A 19,877-nucleotide genomic window follows, 5' to 3' on the forward strand; every position below is an offset into this window, starting at 1 on the left:
CAATGTCACGATCTCGCACCGGCCGCACGTCCGGGCTCACTTTCAATGCCATTGTGGTGGAAGGGGCGCTGATTGCGCCGGCGATGCTGGCCCGCGTCGCCCAGCATCAGGCGGATGCCCAAAAGGATGCCGATTACAATATTCCCAAGGGCTTGACGCTGCGAGACGAGATTGCTCGGTACTTCCGTATCGGCCAAGCCATGTTCCAAGAACTGACGGTGACAGAAACGCCGTCGGCGACAGCAACCGTGAATTTTGTTGATAAGCTTCTTCGCGAGGTGTTCGGGTTTGCCGAGATTGACCGTATTGGTGCGCGCGTCATTGGCGACCGGCAATTTGCGATCACACTGGAGTGCATTGGTGGGCGCGTTCCGGTCGTAGTGGTCCCGACAGTTGACCAGCTCGATCGCCCAAGTACGCAGCTGATGGTGGATGGACGACGTCGTTCGGCTGCCTCTGCCTTGCAGGACTGGCTCAATGCAACAGACGGCGCGCTCTGGGGCATATGCGCGAATGGCTATCACCTACGCCTGGTCCGTGACAACGCGAGCTTCACCCGACCGGCTTACATAGAGGCCGACTTTCGTCAGATCTTCGAAGGCGACGCTTTTGCGGATTTCGCCGCACTGTGGCTACTTGTTCATTCCAGTCGGTTCGGAACTACTGGAACTCTCCCGTCGGATTGTGCTCTGGAACGTTGGCGAACAGCCGCCCAGAATGAAGGTGTCTCCGCAAGGGATAAGCTGCGTGACGGGGTTGAAGCTGCGCTGCTTTGTTTTGGAAACGGGTTCCTATCGCACCCCGGCAACGCAGTGCTTCGAGAGCAATTGCGCACAGGCGCTTTGCCGCTCTCAGAATTCTTCAGTGAACTTTTACGTCTGGTCTATCGGCTGATATTTTTGCTTGCCGCTGAAGACCGAAATTTGCTGCATTCGCCGGATGTTCCGGCAGAGCCGCGTAAGCTTTATGCCGAGGGCTATTCGGTCGCCGCATTGCGGGACCGGGCAGTGCGCCGCGCCGCTTGGGACCGACACCATGATCGCTGGGAAGGCCTGCTGATCACTTTCGCGGCGCTCACGGGCGGTGAAAAGCGACTTGGCTTGCCGGCGCTCGGGGGCCTGTTTGCTCCGGGTGCAATTTCCCATCTCGATGCAGCTCGGCTCGCAAACCGGGGCCTCATGGAAGCGATTTTCCGTCTCGCCTGGCTGCGCGAAAAGTCGGGGCTCGTCCCGGTCAATTGGCGCGACATGGAGACCGAGGAACTGGGTTCGGTTTACGAGAGTTTGCTCGAACTCACCCCCCGCCTAACTAACGACGGTCGTGGATTTGTTTTTGCTGAAGGGGAAGAGGCCAAGGGCCATGCGCGAAAGACCACGGGCAGTTATTACACGCCCGATAGCCTAGTGCACATACTGCTCGACTCCGCCCTCGACCCGGTTCTTGATCGCGTCGAAGCTGAGGCAGACGATCAAGTCACAGCACTTCTGTCGGTTACGGTGCTCGATCCAGCATGCGGTTCTGGGCATTTCTTGCTCGCGGCAGCGCGACGGATCGCGACGCGGCTCGCCAGGGTTCGCACGGGCGGCGTCGCCGCACCTGCGGACTACCGGCATGCGCTGCGTGATGTAGCCCGCGCCTGTATCCATGGAGTTGATCGCAACCCGATGGCGGTTGAACTGACTAAAGTCGCGCTTTGGATCGAAACAGTGGAGCCCGGAAAGCCGCTGGGGTTCCTTGATGCCAACATCCGCTGCGGTGATGCATTGTTCGGCCTATTTGACCTCAAAGCACTAGAAAAAGGGGTTCCTGACGACGCTTACAAACCGCTGTCGGGCGACGACAAGGAGACCGCAAAGCATTTTCTTATTCGCAACAAGGCCGAACGAACCGGTCAGGGCAGCCTTGATTTCGGCGGCGGCGGAGGCGGGCTGCCCGCCGCAGCACCGATGGCGGGAGAAGCGGCAGCCCTGCGCGCCATGCCGGAGGATAGCCCAGAAGAAATAATTGCCAAGCGTAATCGTTTCGAAGCCGTGCGCGCGGAATCCCGTCGTTGGCAAGCGCGTATTGCTGCTGATCTTTATGTCGCAGCATTTCTCGCGCCGAAAGTAGGCGGCGTACCGATGAAACGCGATACCGTGACTATCCCGACTACCGCCCAGATTTGGAGCGCGCTTGCCGGACGCACGGTTTACGGCCCGCTCGTTGATCGTGCGCAGAACCTCGCTGGGGAAGCGCAGGCGTTTCATTGGCCATTGGAATTTCCTGATGTGATGGCCGCTGGCGGATTTGACGTAGTGCTTGGCAATCCGCCTTGGGAGCGCATAAAGCTCCAGGAGCAGGAGTTTTTTGCGTCGCGAGATTCTGAGATCGCGCAGGCGCCGAATGCGGCGGCGCGCGGAAGATTGATTGCGAAACTGAGGGACGCGCCGCCTGATAGTCGCCAACGCGCGCTTTACGAAGAGTTCGAGGCGGCAAAACGTTCGGCGGAAGCATCATCAACGTTCGCCCGTATCGATGGAGATGATGGAGGACGCTTTGCGCTTTCCGGACGTGGCGACGTGAACACCTATGCATTGTTCGCCGAGCTATTCGCAAATCTTCCTTCGCCGCGTGGTCGCGCGGGCGTTATTGTGCCGACGGGTATCGCAACCGACGCGACAACCGCTCCATTCTTTGCATCACTAATGCTAAACCTACGGCTATTCAGCCTTCACGACTTTCAAACTGGTTTGGGGTATTTCGACCGTATCGGGCACGCGCGGTTCAAGTTTTGCTTGCTCACAATTGGTCGGGCCGGAGCTGCGGCGGATGCTGTGGACTTCAGCTTTTTCTCTCGCACGTTAGATGAATTTCTCGACAGGCGGCGCCATTTCCGACTGGGAAGAGAAAGCATTGCCAGGATCAATCCGAATACGCTTACAGCACCGATCTTTCGCACGAGTTTCGACGCCGAACTAACCGCAAAAATGTACGGCAACGCCGAAATACTAATTCGCGACGATTCGAAACTATCGCGAAGCGAGTGGAGTCCAAACTACATTCGACTCATACATTTCGGCGATCACAAGGATGAACTTGTGACAGCCGCACAAGCGTCTGATCAAGGCTTTAGTCGCGACGGTGCCTATTGGATTAAAGAGAGTGAAAAGCTGCTTCCCGTATGGGAGAGTAAGCTGACGAACGCCTATGATCTTCGTTACGCATCGTTCAATGAAGGCGGTGAYGACGTCCGCTCGCTCAGCCAAAGCGAAAAATCATCAGATGAACAGAATTTTCGTTACTGGGTTTCCGAGCGGTCGTTTGACTCGATTATCGAGAAGTATAATTTCTATAAGCCGTGGCTTCTTGCATATCGCGACGTGGCGCGATCAACTGATGAGCGATCTGTTATCGCTCTCGCGATTCCGCGAGAACCTGCTTCGATCAAGTTACCGATACTTGGATGGAATCAAGCTGCGCCGGGCCATTTACTGCTCGCAAATTTCAATTCGCTACCGTTCGATTTTATTGCACGGCAGAAGCTCGGTGGAATCTCTCTCAGCTTTTTCATACTGAAGCAGTTGCCGGTAATACCGCTCAGAAACTATAGCCCGTCGGCTATCTCGTTTCTCTCGCGTCGCGTTCTCGAACTCACCTACACCAACCAAACAATGGCAGCATTCGCGCGAGACCTTGGTTACGACGGACAACCATTCGAGTGGGAGGAGGATCGGCGAGCGGTGCTCCGAGCCGAAATCGACGCTTGGTACGCGCGCGCCTACGGTCTCACCCGCGATGAGCTACGCTACATCCTTGATCCTGCCGACGTGATGGGCGCGGACTACCCGTCCGAAACGTTCCGCGGCCTTAAGACCAACGAAATCCGACGTTTTGGTGAATACCGAACCGCGAGACTTGTACTTCAAGCTTGGGATCAGTTGGAGCGCGAAGGCCTTCCCGACGTGGTTCCACCTGTTATTCCCGCCAATCCGTCGGAGGTCCCTCGTATCCTGCCTGTCGATCCGACACATTTGCCCGATGCGGCTTGGATGAGACCTGCAGGGCTCGGGATGGATGCCGCGACTATTCAGCTAGCCGCGCTGCTACGGACGCTTCAAGGACCCACCCCAATTTCCCGTGTCCGTCTTGCGGTACTTTACGCGCTAGAACCGCGATACTTGACGCGGCGCCTTTCCGGCGCGGATCGCGCGACCTGGCGTCGCCTTGTCGGGCCATCCGCCGAACTTCTCACAGGTGTCACGGTCATCGCGGTGGCGCCAAGAATCAACGCGGCATGGGGGAGCGCCGTTACCCAGCTCCGTGGCATGCATGCACTCGTTGAAGATGTCTCTGCGCAGACCTGGGCGCCTGGCCCGAGGATCAGCGAGTTCGAAATTAATCCCGAAGAGTGGCCCTACGGTCGAGCTTCGTTCGTGCTCAAGGCAATGGAGGCCATAGCGCTCGACGAGGCGTTCACCGAATTGGCGCCTGAGGATCAGCTCTGGGCGAGGACGCATGCAGCATGACCTCTTCCCACGTGCTTCCTTCTCGATCACGCCAGCACCAGGGCGTAACGGTCCTCGCCTTTGGGTTCGCCGCTTGGTCATCTGGCAAGAACCAGGCTCAATCATCCGGAGCGTCGATCTCAAGCCTGGCCTGAACATCGTTTGGTCGCCTGATCCCGGAAGTGCTCAGGCCGGTCCGATCGGCCATGGTGCTGGTAAGACAATGTTTTGCCGCTTGTTGCGCTATTGCCTGGGCGAGGAAAGCTTTTCCCCGGAGGGGCAGCGCCATCGCATCTCTGACAAACTTCCGAACGGTCGCGTCGGTGCGGAAGTGTTGATTGATGGGAAGCTCTGGGTCGTCGTGCGTGCCCTGGGTCCCCGCCGACATGATGTCGTGGTTGAGGGCGGCTCGCTCGATGAGGCCAGTCAGGAAGGTGCGTTGGCGACCGGTATTGCTCCGCTTCGAGATTTGATAGTAGGCGCGGTCCTTCAGGGGGCGGGCAAGCTATTCCCTCCAACGATTGGTGAACCCGCTAGATGGGAGGCCACGTTGGCATGGCTAACGCGCGACCAGGAATGTCGTTTCGGAGGTCATCTTGAGTGGCGCGATCCACATAGTGATTCTCGTTCACCTGTACGTGGTCGTTCCATAGAGGAACGGCTCGCCGTCGTTCGCGCGTTGATCGGGGCACTGACAGACACCGAGATCGCAGCGCAGCGGAAAGAGGAAGATGAGGATAGGGCGGAGAAGAGACTCCGTTCTGAAGTTGATCGGCTTGATTGGCAGATTGGCAGGTCGCGCGGAAGTCTTGCAAGTCTGCTCGGCTCGCCGACCGAAGCCGCAATCGGCTTGGAATTGGACGCTGCCTACTTCAAGACGGGCGCGGCTGCGCGCTACGCAGAAGCTCTGAAGTTGCCAATCGGAACCGCGATAACGAGCCTGGAAGGAGCACGCGGAGATCGCGACCGTGCTGCGGGCGAGTTGCGCCAAAAAGAAGCATTGTTGTCTAACGTGTCGACGCGGATCGAAGAGAAGACCAAGACGTTGGTCATGCTCCGGTCGGAGTTGCCGGAATCCCGAGCACGATGGATAGCGGAGAACAATCCGGTCTGTCCTATCTGCGCGGTCCCAATCGATAAGGCCGTCGCTGAAGGTTGCAGTATTTCCACAGTGACATGCGACCTACACGCGCTTCAGCATCACATTGCGAACCTCAATGGAAATGTGGACCGGGAAGCTCAGGATGTTGAGGCCTTGGAAGGCCAAAGGTCCAGTTTGCAATATGATCTTGGCGTCGCCCGTCAGCGTTTGACACCTCTTGAACAGGCCGTCGCCGCCTTTGAGCGAGGCCTGGTCGATCAGTCGAACACGGTCCGCGCGGCACAAAGGCTCGCCGATGACGCAGACCGGTATGAGAAACTTCTGATCGATCGCGCAAATCTGGTGGCAACGCTCGAGCGAGCTACCGCCCAATTGGGCTCTCGCCGTGATGAACTCTCGGCTCACCGTCAATCGGCTCGCGAATCCATCGCTCGTTTGTCGCTTGCCTTCGATGCGGTCCTGAAGGAACTAGTGTCTAGTAACATTGAGGGCGAAGCAAAGTTGGACGGCAATGGTCTCGGCCTGACCGCGAAACTAGACGGCGAAAGGTCGACTGCGGCCATCGATTCCCTTAAGGTCGTAGCGTTCGATCTTGCCGCTCTGGTCTTGACGATGGAGGGCCACAGTCGCCTACCTGGTTTCCTCCTCCACGATAGCCCTCGAGAAGCGGATCTCGGTCGTTCGATCTATGATCGTCTTTTCGAGTTTGCAAGAAAGCTCGAAGGCTTCGGTCCTTCTCCGTTATTTCAATACATCATAACGACCACGACGGAGCCGCCTGGCGAATTCCGTTCGGAGCCATGGCTTCGTCTTATGCTCCACGGGACACCTGCTGCTGAAAGATTGCTGAAGATCGACCTCTGACCTCACAAAGTGCCATGATAGCTATGATTGTCGAAAATCCTCCCAGCTTCATCGTGCGCACCGAGGCACAGAAGGCCGCATGGGACAACGGCTATCGGTTGGAACGGGGTATCGACGGTGGGTGGCTCCGCTACGACTCGACGACAGCGCCGGGCTCAATTTGGATAGCCGGCGTCTCTGAGGCGGGGCCATGGTTATTTTCTCTCGATCATTCCGGCGTTGCAGCAGAAGTCGGCGTGTTGCCGGTTTCGCCGGCGTCGGGGCCGGGACGAGCCACATTTCTGCTCAACGGTCTGACCGAGCTGCATGTCGCTCTCGATCGCGTTTACAAGCTTGCCGTAAGCCTGCCGGAGGCGCCGCTCGATCGCTTTAGGGCCAAGACTGCCAGCCTTCCGCGAACAACTGAGGCCGAACGGATCGTAATCCAGCGTATTGGCCAGGACATATTCCGGGACGCCCTGTTGGACTACTGGAGTGGGCGCTGTCCCATGACTGGCATTACCGAGCGAGCGCTCCTCCGGGCATCTCACATCAAGCCATGGAGCGATTGTACAGACGCAGAGCGCCTCGATGTCCATAATGGTCTGCTGCTTTCAGCTCTTTGGGATGCGGCGTTCGACCGCGGCCTCGTGAGCTTCGCTGACGATGGCTCTGTTCTCGCAAGCCCCGGGCTGGGGGAAAAGGAGCGCGAAGCCCTCGGGCTTGCCCGTACGGTACCGCTTAAGGGATTGTGCGGCGCCCATCGAGCAAACCTGACACTCCACCGGGCCATGCACGGATTTTGACGCGGTTGGCGGGTCAAAGCGTCCTACCGCTCTACGAGCATGGACGGGCTGTCAAAATTGAGTTTTACTACCTGTGGGTTAGGGGGCGAGGGCAGTGTTTCAAATTTCGAAACCGTCAGAGGCCGTTAGGCTTCTTCACTGGACGAAGGAACTACCAAAAGCGAGCGACGCAGATCCCCTAGGGCTTGAACTGCGCCTTTCCGCGCGTCTTTCTAATGAGCTTCTCTATTGCATCACCTCGATCACGCCACGGGCGCGCTACTACTCGTTCTTTCCATGGGCCCTTCAGGACTACAATGAGCGCGAGCGACTCACGAAGGGAGACCGCGGACGCGTTAAAGGAGTTCTTTTTCGCGAGCGCGCTATGGTGCTTGGTGCCGTTGTGCATCATGACAGTGCCGCCTGCCTAGATGGCGCTCTGGGCGGTTCGGGCGAAGCAATAAAGCTCGTTCGGCAGAATCTGCGTTCTTATGATTTGGCCTCCTTTCGTCACCTCCTGAACACGGAAGGTCAATTCGGCGCTGCGTATAAAGGATCTTTGATTAACTTAGGAGTTTTCAAGGCCGATGACGTTGTCGTTAATGACGAGGTGTCCCTTGAAACCAGCGAACTGTCCGAAGAGACACAGGCGATTGATGTGCGAGAATTGAGTCCGGTCGGAAAGCGCCTCGCGGATGCGTTTCAAAGATCCGTCCGGACTACCGAGTATGTTGCGGAGGGATTGACCCTCAAGGATAAGGTAACCTCAAAAGCATTGGCGCAATTCGGTAGCCGGGCGGGCCTGTGCGAGATTGCTTCTAAGGGAGCCAAAGACCGCGCTGTTCTGCGCGACGTATTTTTCGCAATAGACCCCGACGTGACGGGGGACAGTCACAAGCGGCGGCGAATGACCCTGCTACTTCTACTCCAATGCACTGGGCAGGCGAGGTCGGCCGGAACGTATCTCAGCGACCGTAGCCTTAGCGACATCTGCTATTTTTCGGCATTGGTTCCTGATGACGATGCTGGGAAGGCCATCCCGGTCAAAATGCCGGATGTACTCGTCGACATCCAAGAGCGTTGGAGGATCTTCTTTACCCAAAGCTACCTCGCGGTTGCGCTGCAATCAATGCTTGTGGCGTGTGTTCGCGTGATCCGCGGTAACTCAGGCGGAATGCGACACGAGCAATTGATGAATTCGTTGAATGCGCCTGGGCTGAGCTCCCGCTTCAACGAATGCACGGGGTTGGAGCTCCAAGGGGACGTCTTTCAAATGTCTGCTCGTGAGTTGCTCGCTTTGTCCGGAAGCAGGGAGCGGAGCAATACCATCGAGTTGGGATCAATCAAGGCGCCTCTTTCCGAAAGACAGTTGGAAATCTTACTCGTGGAGGGAGAGGCGAACGAGGCGGCTGGCATTGTCTTTGCGGCCTTGCTTTTCTATCAGGTTGCCCTCCGGCACAAGCAACGCGTTCCCGCGCAATATGGCAATTGGTACGAGCAGCAGATTCACAATGATTATTCCGACGTCGCTCTACCCGGCATTTTAAGGTTTCTGCAGGCGGAATTCGGAGAGAATTGGCTAGACCGGCCCAATGGAGAGATTCTTGGCCGCATCATCTGGCGTTTCGTCATTCGACAGCATCAGACAATGAGTTACGAGCGAGGGTTCGGTGGCGGCGCTCCATTGTTCCACGTGGATGGGACAACCGTGGTCGGCACGGAAGTCGATTTCATCAATCCTGAAGCACGTAACCCGCGCCTTCGGAGCGCATTACAGATTCTATCCGATTTGGGTCTTCTCAACTACGACGAAGAGAACGGTTACGAGAGAACACCGGAAGGGGAGACATGGCTTTTGTCGGGACTCGAAGCTTCGAGGACGCCGTGAAGCCGCTTGATCTTCTTGAGCAATTCGATAAGGGGCCGGGGAGCTTTGGCTTTATCGCGACCTACGAATTCGAGCCCAATTTCTTCGAACGGCGCGTGCTCTCCAAAAGGATGTTCGGGCCTGCCGAGCGCCTCGTGATATTCATGGATAGGGGACGGTATCAAGAGTTGATCAACGAGGGTCTGAGCGTCTCGGGCTTCAACCGGCGCTATTTGGTTGTGCCAATCAGTCGTGCCCCGGAGGTCTTTCACCCGAAGCTCTACTTGTCGTTAGGCGAGAAAAGAGCGGATGCAGTGATTGGAAGCAGCAACTGTACGAACGCGGGCATAGGTTACAACGTCGAAATTTGCTCCACATTCTCGGTCGTCGAGGGCGCCAAGGCGCTCGATGTGGAGGCTCGAGCCGTGTTGCGTCAGGTATTTGAGGCGATGAAGTTATTCTCTGCCGAAGCCGGTCCACTCAAGGACGTTATTACAGCCAAATATTTGAAACCGGTAGAGGATCGTTTTCCCTGGCTTCATCCGAAGGTGACGATTCCGACAGGCAGCATCGAGCTGATACTTTCTCACAAAGAAGCCCTGTGGGAGCAACTGATCGCGCGGCTGAAAGGGCGGTTGGTTCGAAAGATTACGGTTATCGCGCCGTTCTATGACAAGAATCTCGAATTTATAGAGCGTCTGCGGAGGCAATGGCCGGCGGCGGCGTTGACCGTAGTGGCGCAGCCAGACTACGCCACGCTTGCAGGCGATCGCTTGGCAAAACTCTTCGGAGATAAAAAGCATCAACTCTTCGCGGCATATCCGCAGCCGGGAAGGCGGCTTCACGCGAAGGCCTTCGCCTTTGAAACCGACGGAGGTGTGTTCTGGTTAAGCGGAAGCCCAAATGCAAGCCTTGCGGCGTTTGATGGTCGAAACACCGAATCTGCAATTTGGGTACATACCAAGGAAAAGCCCAGCGAAGTGCTAAGGGGCAGCGGAATCAAGTTCAAGCAGATTAAGCCAGCCGAGTTCTCTGCGGGAGATGGAGGCGAACCGCAGAATCTACGGAAGAACGAAAGCGGGATTGTTCTTCGTTCCGCCGTGTTGGAGGAAAGCGGCCGGCTTGAACTCGAAGTCGACTTACCAAGTGATCTAAAGGGGGGCACCCTGCGGATTAGGAATATCAATGAGGCGTTGCCTATTTTTTCCATCCCGATGCGACAAGCTTCGGGGAAGACGGCCATCCTTGATCTCGACGACAATCAGATTTCGCAAATCCGCTCGGCGGCAGTTTGCGAGGTTAAGGGCGTTCAGAGGGGTGAGGAGATCGTGAGTAACTCAGCCGCTCTAGTCCAGCTCTACCAGCTGTTGCGGGAAAGAACGGGCAGTACCGGTGGACGCGATGCATTGCGAACGATCGAAGAAACCGGAGAAAATCTCATCACCTTTGTGGATAGCCTAGGCAGTGTTCGCGAGGCCGTCGAATTTTTTAACAATTGCAGTATCCGTTTTTTCGATGGCGAGAGTCCTAGACAAGGAGCACGGCGCGAATTATGGCGCCCGCGCGATCCATTCAAACCTGACACTCCACCCAGCTGGAACAACACTCCAGTAGGTACTTCCGCTGCTGAGCTCCAGGAAGCGATTCGTGATTTCGTCGAACGTCACCAACGGGAGAAACTTTCTCGACATGTTCGGCGAGGCAATTTGAACGGGCTTCCGAACTTCTTGGATATTTTCCGAACATTGAATGGCCTACTCTTTACCTATCATTTCCGGTCGGTGGCTGAAGGCGGTTCAGTTATCCCGTTTGGCTACATAACTTCGCTGGTTATGAAGAATCTCGAACTCCTCATTGGTCCGTTCGAATCTGGCCCCGAGGTAGACGGAAATGGGTTTGTCTCGTCGATCTATTCGAATTTTTTGGGTGAGAAGCCATTGGTACGAGAGCGCCTTCGAGCGGAACGGGTACCGGAAATGCTGCGCGCTGCGGTAGAAGCGATGGTGGACGTCAGGGCCAAGGCGCTCAAAATGAGCGCGGGGGATCGTTGGGCGAACCTTCGCCTGAGGTGGGTGTCTGACTGGATTCAGTCTCAAGGGCTCATTCAACCGAGCCCCGAGGATGTTCAGGTCGCCGGTGCAGAATACCTGCCGGAAAAGAAAGCGGCATGAAGATAAACCGCCTTGGCGGTCGTGCGGTTCAGAAACTTCACGGGGCACCCCGAGTCCAAGCGCAAGACGGCGAAATCACGGTCGATATCACAGAGCGAACCGTTGTGCGGAGAACGTCGTCTTGGATGGACGGTGAGAGGCGGAATAACTGGAACCTCCATTCCTGCCAGCCGCCGCGACATAGACCGGGAAACGTGGCAAAAACTCGTTCGAGTCGATCGGGTCGTCGTGCTCGACGGCGACGGCAGCATGAACTGATTGGATTCGTTGCAACGCGTAGATTCACATACTGCAGGACGCAGTTGGGCCGCGATTGGACCATCGGACCAAAAAGTTACTTCAGAAGGTAACGCAGCATGAAAATGTTATGGTTCAATGGTGCGAGATTTTGATTTCGTGGACACTTCCATCCGCCCAATGGGCGGCCAAGTATATTGTTCGGTGAAGAGCGAGAGGGCGCGCTTACAAGTTGCCCTGGGCTACAATAACCTTTGCTGTAATGTCGACTGAACTACTCAGGGCAGCTCCCTGATCAAAGCGCATGTATCTTTTCCCGGTAGCTTCTAGGTGTCGGTAAGCCGCATCATGGTGAATGATGTAGGCACCGATAACGGTGTAGTCGCTCTCGAACGCGACGTGGGCACAATGATCAAAATAACCCCTTTTCTTGGCAGAGAGTTCAATTCTTAACTCGTTCCTTTGATCGAAGGGCTTTCTCCGGGAACGGACTTCAATGCGCTTGAGGGTAGGATGTTCTAGATCAAAGCCTCGATTTACTCCGTTAGTAACGACGTGCGCGCCGAGAGCTTCCGCAACAAGCCGCGCTGCATACGCGCCTTGATCCCTAATGCCGTGTTGGAGCCATAGCTGCTGCTCGGCGTTGTGCATCTCCTGAAAGAAGGTCAACATTTTTGGTTTCATAGGGCAATTCGAATCGATCATCTGTTTGAGTGTCGTACACAGTCTATATGTGCAAGGTTAGGGGGGCTAGCTTCGCACCTGCCGGTCCGAGCATACCTTCGGACTCTTGCGGCGCGTCCACGACTGATGACGTGCCGCGACCGTACGGGTGTCTAACCCAAATCAACCATCAAGCGCCGCAATCGCTTTGCCGCTTCCGGCGTTCGCTGTACCGAGGAAATGTCTAGCCTGTCAAAGATTGCTTCCTTGCGCTGTGTTCGGCGCGGTCCATCCCGCCTGGCCACGGATATCCCGCAAGGGATGGGTCCTTGGCTCCGATCGTTTGATGGTCTGATGGTATAGGATCAATGAGCGAACAGGCCGGAAGCCTCGGAAGACCAAGCCTGAAGCTCCGCGAAAACGCACTAGAAGCAGTCCGCGTAGCTGCCGCCAAAAGATTTTGGAGTGGTGTCGCAGTGTAGGGGTGTGCGGGGAGCTGGTGCGTTGTGCGATCGAGCTCGGACCGCTGCCACAGCCGCAGAGCGCGCTGCATCACTCTCCGCTCGAGTATTGACGCCGCATTTAGCTTCTTGGTGGGATAATATTGGGATCAGCATCCACATCAGCTGTTCGGGATAGTCCTTGTTAGCTCTGTAGGTGTTCGCCTTCATTTCCTCAAGACGCTTGCACGTCTCAGCCGACCAGTGTTCTCCGGCCTGGGCCGAACCGACCACGAAACCATAACAGCCTAGAATAAGTGCCAACCACTTCATTGCATCACTCCCCGGTTACTCCAAAGGCGCGGGGAAGGATATGAGCGAGCGACGGTGTTATGGTTTTATGGTGTTAGGCCTAATTGACCTCGCTAATGGTCGAAGCGACGGTCTTCTAATAGGGCAACCGGATTCTCGTCCGGCATTTAACCCAGCTCACTTCTTCCAAAGATCCTTGACGATCAAGTCAAGCTGTTCGTTCGACAGGTGCCACCGATGTTGGCGTTGCCATTTCCTTTGGCGCAGCTCCGGCGCAAGATCGATGATGTTGGTGGGAGAAGTTTCCTTAGCTTTCGCTAGGTTATGGTGCATGTCCAGCAAATCGATTGCGGACTCGGCAAGAGAGTGAAGAGAGCCTTCCTGGTCGAAGTGGAAGAACGAGCCCATAGCGCGAACAATTTGGACGGGGCGCCGACCGTCTACCTCTAGCACGACCTCAGCGTTCTTCTGTCTGGTTCCAGCGAATTGGGGCATTCGCTCGCGGCCGCTGATCAGCGCTTCCAATCGCTTCTTCGGGAGACGTTGCGGAGCGTCGTCAGGGAAAATGTAATACCGAAAAGCTAGTGCCATTAATTGTTCTCGCAGCTACGGGGGCGCGCTCCCAGAGAATGATAGACTAGCTGTGCCATCGGGCTACTGCCAATCAGTTTGCGCTCGCAGGATGCTTCCTATGGGCCTACCTCTAGCGGTCTGCCATCCGCGCATAACCGCGTACTCGGGATGCTCGACCACGGCTAGTGACTGCACGGGCGCGCACGGGTGTCCAGCCTAACTCAGCCATCAAACCACGCAATCGTTTAGCGGCTGCGGGCGTTCGTTGTAGTCGCGGGATGTCGAGATGTTCAAAAACTGCCTCAGTCGAAACGCGCTCGACACCATCATAGAGACCCATCTGACCTCTGACCTTCCGGAGCACGCCGATCCAAGGGTCTGATGGTTTGATGGGGCGACTGGCGCGAAGCCGTTCAACGAAGGATAGGCTGGGCGGATAGATTGTCATTTTGTCCAAGATCAGGTCTGCTGGTTGAACCATGTTATCATGTTGGGTGCGTACAACAATGTCATGGACAGGAAGGGACGCTGCTTTGCTTACTGCTTTCGCCATTGGAGAGGAAAAATAGAATTAGAGCGTCCTCCAATTCGGCATCATCAATAGGGAATCTCTTACCGATCATGGTGACAAGCAGCTCCATTTCGCCGTCATACAGGTAGTCCATTATATCGTGAATGCCGGGTGAGCCCCGCAGTGTCGCTACGCGAACGAGCTTGACAAAGATTTCCCGCTTCTCTTCGACCGATGGGACCGCCATCGCATGTCTGGCGAACCATTCTCCAGGAGGGTAGTCGTCTAAAGTTCTCATATTTATGGGCCTTTCTCCAACTAGTTGGGCTCTCTCCCTCGCGCGAGGCCTGACTGGGCAAACCAGTGCAATTATGGACAGCGTGCAGTGATGCTTGGGATATGCAGCCTGTTTTCCCACCGGGGGCCCATCGCTTGTCGTATCCGTTCGCTTATGTTTTTTAGCTGCGCGAGCCAAATTAGGCTGCAGATCCCTGTCATACCTGCATGCTCTTCGCGCTCCCGATGGACCAGAGTGTCTTTCGTGCCTTGTGCTTTCGGACGACAAGCCCCTCAATCACGCGTCCATTGTTTGTGCGAAGCCACTTTGCGAGCCGCTCCTTGTCAACGCTGCCACGAAGTCCGGCAGCGTCGAGCAGAGCATCCCGGAACTGTTGGTTGGCATATTGGCCCCCTGCCGCTGCGCTGGCAGCAGCAGCCGCGGGATTGGGATTTGCCCTGGTCTCGCCAGCTTCGATTAGTTGATCAACGGTACGAGCTTGACCGCCAAGTGCAGCCCACGCGCGACAGAATTCAACTCGCGCCTGGTGGTCTGGATCCTCGTCAATGACCCGTTTCATCGTTTCCACTGGATCGGTACGGCCGAGCCACGTTAGCGCTGATCGGATCGTGTCAGACCATGCCTCGAACGACGCGAGCGGAGGCAACCTGTTTGGCTGCCCGGCCTGAATGTACGCCGCTACGACAGTGAGCGCGGCGGCGATGAAGCGTCCCCTATCAGCGAAGACGACGTCGGTCGGCTTGCGCCGGAATTGTCGCAATTCCGGTCGATCGATGCGCGGGTCTAGTATTGCGACCAGGGCACGTCGGGTAACGTCGCCTTTCAAGACCAAGTTGTTGCCGGTTGCGAAGACCGTTGCCCGGTTCTCGATCTCGAAACGGTCCGATTGGCCAAGTCGACGCACGGATGCAAGCGGGCGCTCGACCGTCTGGCAAATCTTGTCGCCGCCGAAGTCCATGGAGATGTTGTCGATGGCAATTATGGACGAGCCGTCTAAGAGCGCGCCATCTACGCGTTTTTCATTCTCTTCCATGCTTGTCGACCAAGTGAAGACCGCGGCGAAGTTGCCATTCGCCACAGCTGCGATGACGTCAATTAAGTAAGATTTGCCCGATCCAGGCGTTGGGGCCGTGACGGCGTGGAGTGGTGCGACAGGGAAGGCGCCTCGGCAGACTGTCGTCAGAATGCCCGAAAGGGCGACCGATCGTGATGCCGCGTCCTCGAATGGGAATTCGTCGAGAAGCATATCGAGGTCATAGAGCGCTCTGATCGCATGCTCCTTGGTTAGAGCCTTTGGGACGGGAGGCATCTCTGGGATTTTCGCTACGTAGAGCTTTGTTGCAAAATCGTAGCCCTCCGTTGCTAGGATCGAACCGTCGGGACGGAGCGTCGGCGAAGTCACGACCCCCGCGACGGATGGAAAGCGCCAGCTATCCTGCCCAACCAGAATACCCCGGGCCACTTCTTCTGGCGGATTCATAGGCTTTTCGATTCCTCTGATTGGTCGCACGAAGATGGCCACCTGAGACAGCATTCTCACTAGCATTGGGACAGTCGCGAGCCGCAGGAGCGATTGATATGTCACTCGTCCTTTAAAACCGGACGTTTCGACAACCTCCGGGCGGACGAGGTTCGATCCGCGCCGGAGGACTTTAGCGCCACCGGCGATCAGTGCCGCTTCCGCTTCTTCCGCTGCGCGAGCAATTTCTCCGGGAACGTAGACGATCTTCTGCCTCGGTCCGCTATTCGAAACGGTCAGACCAGACGAACAGGCCGGGCCAACGAGACCTTTCACCGGATCGGTCCATCCGAGCTCTCGCGCCGCAGCAAATACTGAGCCGAGCGTTCTGGGGTTTTCCACGTGCGAACCCATCGAGGAGTTCCACTGGGCATCATTGTGGGTAGTGTCCCCACCAGCGAGCGCGGAGATTTCGTCAAAGAGCGACTTCAATWTGTCTTCGTCGTCGGGGTGCAGCTTTGCCTGCTCGGTGAGGGGAAACAGCAAGAGGTCGCGCCAGCCGTGGCGGTCGGTCATTTTGCCAGCCCGCGTTAGTACCGCGTAGGCAGCGCGCAGCCGAGAAAGGTTGGGCGGCGGCAACTCGATCCCGCCGGGCAGTGCATCGTCAGGCGGCAGGTGCGAGAAGCGTGATGAGAGCTTTCCGTCGGAGATTTCAAAGATGGGCGCCGATCGGCGGGCCTGGGTGCCAAGGCCAATGAAGGACGCGAGTTGGAGGCCCTCGACGATTTCATCAAGAGAGTATCGAGCTGAGCTGAGGATTTTCATTTTTACGAGCTGTGGATCGCTCTTCATGTGCAGCGACCCTGGCAATCGCATAACGCGAGAGAGATCGTAGACCTGTGGGTCGGTGCCGAACCTCGAAATCAGAGCTCGCTGGACCGGCTCGAATTTGTCGAGCGGAAAGCCATCGTCCACCCACCAGTAGATTTGTGCGCGGCCGAGGGATGTTTGGACAACGGCGCTGGGCTTTAATCCGCCTTGTAAGAGTGCAAAGACCTTCTCAAGGTTGCCGTCGGCATCGATGTAGACCGCGCGTACACGAACGACGTTTCCGCGCGCTCGACCAGTAAGATCAGTCTCGTTGATTGTCACGTAGAGGCCGTACGCGTGCTCAGGCGTGTTCCATTTCCGGGCCAGAGCAACCGCTTCGTCGATTGTGCAGTGATTGATCAGGCTTAATCCGTAGGGCCTGTCCTCTTCTTTCCGGTGCCTTGGATCGCGGAAGAGCTGAAAGGTGAAACGGTCAGCGCGCGGGTCCAGCGCCTTGAGGAAGGCATTCATGAGCAACTCGCCATGCGGGACGTTCGACGCGCGTCCGTTGCGCACGGCGTCAGCGCATGCCGCCTTTTGTAGGATCAGAGTGGGTTTCGGTGTCGGATTCATGATAGAGGCTCCGGGGAATGGAGCCCGCCAAGCTTGTCAGGCGATGCCGAAAATCATATGGTGACACTGCATTCAGTACGTGATTTTCGACGCTCGCCGAGTTGACAGCTCGGCGGGCGTTTTCTTTAGGCGTTGGTGCAATTCGAGGCGCATAACCCGGACACGCGCTCGCGGTCGGCAAGCCACGCATTTACATCACTCGGGCGATACGCGAGTCGGCGAACGCCCAGGACAACGAAGCGGGGTCCTCTGCCTTCGGCGCGCCAGCGCGCGATAGTAGGAAGGCCAATCCCGAGTAACTCGCAAAGGCGGCGCTCGGAAATCAGCGGCTCGATTTCGTGGGCGGGAGGGGCAGACGGTGTATTGAGTAGAACCATAATGAATCCTCGTGTTGTTGGAGGATTCATGGTTACGCGGCGTAGGTTCTTCCTGTGTATCATTCGGCGCCGGCGAACCAAGAAATATGAATTCTCCTCTCTTATTGGTCCGGCATCCTCTGCGAGTTACCTCACTGGGTAAGAATGACGCGATGTCGCAACACAATAGTGAGGCCGAGCACGCAGCCGGTCCGGAAGTTGATCAGCCCTGTACAATATCGGCCACAAGCGCCGACCACGCGTTCAACGCCGCACGCTTCTGCTCGCGATACGCAGCGCGATTGTAGACGCCAGCAACGCCGGTTTGAGCGCCCTCGTGTGCCAGCACGGCCTCAATGATGTGAGGCTCGGCAAGCCCTCGCTCGTGGGCCATCGTTGAGAAGGTCCGGCGAAGGTCGTGCAGTCCCCATGCGGGCAAGGCAGCTCCATGGTCGGTGATCCGCCGGTCGAGCGCCTTCTTCGCTCCGCTCCAGCCCTCGAAACCGATGTCGCTGGTACTGAAGACACAGCCATAGCCGCGGCGCTCGGGGAGCTGGGCGAGGGCAAGCGGCGCTAGCAACACTTCATGCGGGCGGCCTCGCTTCATTCTTGCGGCCGGAACGACCAGCACGTCGTCCTCGATCTCGCCCCAGCGCATCGCGCCGATTTCTTGACGACGGCACGCGGTGAGCAGCAAGGTCCGCACAATGCGGTCGTAGCTGCCTTCGCGGTCTGTACATCGCCAGATCAGTCGCAATTCATCTGGGCTAAGGACGCGCTCGCGCGGCTTCTCGCTAAATTTGGGCACGTATGCGGCGGGATTGTCACCGCCAACGAGGCCGGTGCGGAGCGCCCAGACCCATGCTGCTGAAAGGGAGGCCAACACCCGGTTCGCCTGAACGCGCCCCGCTTCAGTTCCAAGAAGCTGATGCAGGCGGGATACCGCTGCCCGATCGATTTCCGCCACAGCCTCTTTGTGAAGCCGCGCGGCATACTTTCGCAAGTTCCGACGAGTCTGGTCGAACGAGGATGGGCGCTGCTCCTTCTCAGCATGAGCAAGATACGCCTCGAAGATATCGCCTACGGTCGCTGCCTTGCGCGCCTGTCGCCGCTCGACCGAAGGATTAGCTCCACCCGCCACCCGCCTGAGCAAGTCGCCGGCCAGTTTACGTGCTGTCGCCGGGTCGATAGCTGCGACCTGCCCAATCGGGTGCCGTCGAGTGCGTCCGCCTGCATCCCGATATTGGAGAACCCAACTCTTACGGCCGGACGGATAGATCCGCAGACCGAGGCCCGCCAGTTCCCCATCCCAATAAAAAACCTCGTTCTGCCCCGGCGGGCAGGTGAGCTTGCCGATCGTCGCCTTGGTGATCCGAGTAGGTGCTCCAGGTTTTGTGGCTCTTTCCCTCCGCGGAAGTCGAATAACCTGGGCCGTTTTCGGAAGCACATCGGAAGCAGCCGGAAGCAAATCGGAAGCAGGTTTGTGGCTGGGCATGATCTCTCCTGGCAGCGGTACACTAGAGAGATATGGGGAAAAATTGCAATACTTCAAAGAGTTATGGAGTCTCGTGAGGGCTCTTGAGATAAGCGGCGCGCAAATATTCTCTCGTCTGGGAGACTAGGGGTCGGAGGTTCAAATCCTCTCGCTCCGACCAATAAAATCAAAGACTTAGCGTGAAGTCTCAAGAGCTGGCTATAAGATTTTTAGCCAATATGTAGCCAACGGCCCAAGAACCACGCCCCCATCCCAAAAATATTTTCCGTCGCCTTTTTTAGTATCCCGTCGTTGGACGCGCACTACTCCTGTGAATGCAATGCCAACCACGGGAGGGCAACCATGGCGAATATCAGGGTTCGGGAAGCAGCCGAATATCTCGGCGTCTCAAAATCTTTTCTGGATAAAGCTCGCTGCTACGGGACCAACGGTCCTGAGTTCATGCGTTTCGGCAAGGCAGTCGTTTATTCAACCGAGGCGCTCGACGAATGGGCGCGGTCCTGCACCGTAGCTAACGACAACAGCAAAGAGAGCGGCACCAAAGCCGCCTAGCACGACTGGCGCTTTAGCCAGGTGCACCGCGCCAAAGGCGCAACCCCGATTTAGGGGATTCCACATTGCGAATAATCAGCATCCGCCCGGCACCTCCGGGCTCGACGACGCTCGCGCGTTTTGATCTCGAACTGAACGACCACCTCAAACTCTACAACCTCGCTCTGCGGCAGCGCCCAGGTGAGAGGTCCTGGACCRTTGCGCCCAATGCCTTCAGCGAGCGAACTGCCGCTTTTGGCGAGCAGTTCAACCGCGCGATTTCTGATCTTGCCCTTGCGAAACTCTT

General features: G+C 57.0%; 12 protein-coding genes. 6 read left to right on the forward strand and 6 right to left on the reverse strand.

Annotation, left to right across the window (positions count from 1 at the left end):
- Positions 1 to 2: 2 nt before the first annotated feature.
- The 5 genes from AC1DW2_RS11075 to AC1DW2_RS11095 all read left to right on the forward strand — a co-directional run bounded on the left by AC1DW2_RS11075 (position 3) and on the right by AC1DW2_RS11095 (position 11,252).
- Positions 3 to 4,505 (forward strand): Eco57I restriction-modification methylase domain-containing protein, encoded by a 4,503-nt coding sequence (locus tag AC1DW2_RS11075; RefSeq protein ID WP_477006008.1) that lies wholly within the window; start codon positions 3 to 5, stop codon positions 4,503 to 4,505.
- Positions 4,495 to 6,450 carry a chromosome segregation protein SMC gene (locus AC1DW2_RS11080; protein WP_477006009.1) on the forward strand — a complete coding sequence of 652 codons (1,956 nt, stop codon included), beginning with the start codon at positions 4,495 to 4,497 and terminating at the stop codon, positions 6,448 to 6,450. Before AC1DW2_RS11075 ends, AC1DW2_RS11080 begins: the two co-directional genes overlap by 11 nt.
- A 23-nt stretch (positions 6,451 to 6,473) precedes the next feature.
- The gene (locus AC1DW2_RS11085) at positions 6,474 to 7,235 is read left to right on the forward strand and encodes an HNH endonuclease (protein WP_477006010.1); all 762 of its coding nucleotides are present in this window, start codon (positions 6,474 to 6,476) and stop codon (positions 7,233 to 7,235) included.
- Between the two features lie 94 nt (positions 7,236 to 7,329).
- The gene (locus tag AC1DW2_RS11090; RefSeq protein WP_477006011.1) at positions 7,330 to 9,102 is read left to right on the forward strand and encodes a hypothetical protein; all 1,773 of its coding nucleotides are present in this window, start codon (positions 7,330 to 7,332) and stop codon (positions 9,100 to 9,102) included.
- A complete protein-coding gene (locus AC1DW2_RS11095; RefSeq protein WP_477006012.1) occupies positions 9,063 to 11,252 on the forward strand; it encodes a hypothetical protein in 2,190 nt (729 codons plus the stop codon). The genes AC1DW2_RS11090 and AC1DW2_RS11095 overlap by 40 nt, the downstream gene beginning before the upstream one ends.
- Before the next feature lie 462 nt (positions 11,253 to 11,714).
- Here AC1DW2_RS11095 and AC1DW2_RS11100 read toward each other — a convergent pair whose 3' ends face one another.
- The 6 genes from AC1DW2_RS11100 to AC1DW2_RS11125 all read right to left on the reverse strand — a co-directional run bounded on the left by AC1DW2_RS11100 (position 11,715) and on the right by AC1DW2_RS11125 (position 19,039).
- On the reverse strand, positions 11,715 to 12,161 hold the full coding sequence (locus AC1DW2_RS11100) for a hypothetical protein (protein ID WP_477006013.1): 447 nt from the start codon (positions 12,159 to 12,161) through the stop codon (positions 11,715 to 11,717).
- Positions 12,162 to 13,081: 920 nt separating this feature from the next.
- Complete coding sequence (locus AC1DW2_RS11105) at positions 13,082 to 13,429, reverse strand: hypothetical protein (protein WP_477006014.1); 348 nt, start codon at positions 13,427 to 13,429, stop codon at positions 13,082 to 13,084.
- A gap of 557 nt (positions 13,430 to 13,986) precedes the next feature.
- Positions 13,987 to 14,235, reverse strand: a complete 249-nt coding sequence (locus AC1DW2_RS11110) for a hypothetical protein (RefSeq protein WP_477006015.1) — start codon at positions 14,233 to 14,235, stop codon at positions 13,987 to 13,989.
- Positions 14,236 to 14,482: 247 nt separating this feature from the next.
- Entirely contained in the window at positions 14,483 to 17,188 is a 2,706-nt protein-coding gene (locus AC1DW2_RS11115) for a DNA-primase RepB domain-containing protein (RefSeq protein ID WP_477006016.1), read from the reverse strand.
- 125 nt (positions 17,189 to 17,313) lie between these two features.
- A complete protein-coding gene (locus AC1DW2_RS11120; protein ID WP_477006017.1) occupies positions 17,314 to 17,628 on the reverse strand; it encodes a helix-turn-helix transcriptional regulator in 315 nt (104 codons plus the stop codon).
- A gap of 139 nt (positions 17,629 to 17,767) precedes the next feature.
- Complete coding sequence (locus AC1DW2_RS11125) at positions 17,768 to 19,039, reverse strand: tyrosine-type recombinase/integrase (protein WP_477006018.1); 1,272 nt, start codon at positions 19,037 to 19,039, stop codon at positions 17,768 to 17,770.
- Positions 19,040 to 19,381: 342 nt separating this feature from the next.
- Between AC1DW2_RS11125 and AC1DW2_RS11130 the strand changes: the two genes are divergently transcribed.
- Positions 19,382 to 19,591, forward strand: a complete 210-nt coding sequence (locus AC1DW2_RS11130; protein WP_283016744.1) for a helix-turn-helix transcriptional regulator — start codon at positions 19,382 to 19,384, stop codon at positions 19,589 to 19,591.
- Positions 19,592 to 19,877: the final 286 nt, after the last annotated feature.

The sequence above is a fragment of the Bradyrhizobium sp. P3_C3 genome, assembly GCF_056402655.1.

What these genes read in the sequence shown, in the direction of transcription:
- AC1DW2_RS11080 (WP_477006009.1), top strand. Translation starts at nt 4,495, where the DNA reads ATGCAGCATGACCTCTTCCCACGTGCTTCCTTCTCGATCACGCCAGCA.
- AC1DW2_RS11085 (WP_477006010.1), top strand. Translation starts at nt 6,474, where the DNA reads ATGATTGTCGAAAATCCTCCCAGCTTCATCGTGCGCACCGAGGCACAG.
- AC1DW2_RS11095 (WP_477006012.1), top strand. Translation starts at nt 9,063, where the DNA reads ATGGCTTTTGTCGGGACTCGAAGCTTCGAGGACGCCGTGAAGCCGCTT.
- AC1DW2_RS11100 (WP_477006013.1), bottom strand. Translation starts at nt 12,161, where the DNA reads ATGTTGACCTTCTTTCAGGAGATGCACAACGCCGAGCAGCAGCTATGG.
- AC1DW2_RS11110 (WP_477006015.1), bottom strand. Translation starts at nt 14,235, where the DNA reads ATGGCGGTCCCATCGGTCGAAGAGAAGCGGGAAATCTTTGTCAAGCTC.
- AC1DW2_RS11120 (WP_477006017.1), bottom strand. Translation starts at nt 17,628, where the DNA reads ATGATACACAGGAAGAACCTACGCCGCGTAACCATGAATCCTCCAACA.
- AC1DW2_RS11125 (WP_477006018.1), bottom strand. Translation starts at nt 19,039, where the DNA reads ATGCCCAGCCACAAACCTGCTTCCGATTTGCTTCCGGCTGCTTCCGAT.
- AC1DW2_RS11130 (WP_283016744.1), top strand. Translation starts at nt 19,382, where the DNA reads ATGGCGAATATCAGGGTTCGGGAAGCAGCCGAATATCTCGGCGTCTCA.